The following is a 417-nucleotide window of genomic DNA, read 5'->3' as shown; positions in this document are numbered from 1 at the left end:
GGGCAGGAGCGCGTCGAGCGTCTCGCCCTTGGCAAAGCGTTGGCGGAATTCTTCGGTCTTGGCCTGCAGCTCGGCATCGGTGAGCGCTTCGAACTTGGGCTCGAGCGCATTGATCTGCGCCACCTTGCGGCGGTACTGTTTGATCAGCCGTTCATTACGGCTGCCGAAAATCTTCTTGAGAAGGCCCGTGATCATCGATGGCTAGGGCCGGCGAGCCACCCGGGGAGCGCGTCAAGAAAGACCGCGAAACACAGGCAGCACAACGGCCCGGAAAGGGTTGGCGCAAAGGCGGGAGTTTAGCATGTGCAAAACACCCGCTTGATGGCAGCAGACCGGCGGGATGTGGCAGGAACGCCGCACTTTAGGGCCGCGCGGAACGTCGTGCACGCAGGCACACACTCACGCTGAATTGGGGAC

At 62.1% G+C, this 417-nt stretch carries 1 protein-coding gene; it reads right to left on the bottom strand.

Features of this window, described 5'->3' with window-relative positions; genetic code table 11:
- The coding region (locus tag D7V93_RS44210) for a hypothetical protein (protein WP_147451744.1) at positions 1-195 on the bottom strand (195 nt) is incomplete at its 3' end.
- Between the last annotated feature and the right edge of the window lie 222 nt (positions 196-417).

The sequence above is a fragment of the Corallococcus llansteffanensis genome, from assembly GCF_003612055.1.
Taxonomy (GTDB): Bacteria; Myxococcota; Myxococcia; order Myxococcales; family Myxococcaceae; genus Corallococcus; species Corallococcus llansteffanensis.
The sequence above is the reverse complement of the archived record's forward strand: the minus strand, read 5'-3'. Positions and strand labels throughout refer to the sequence as shown.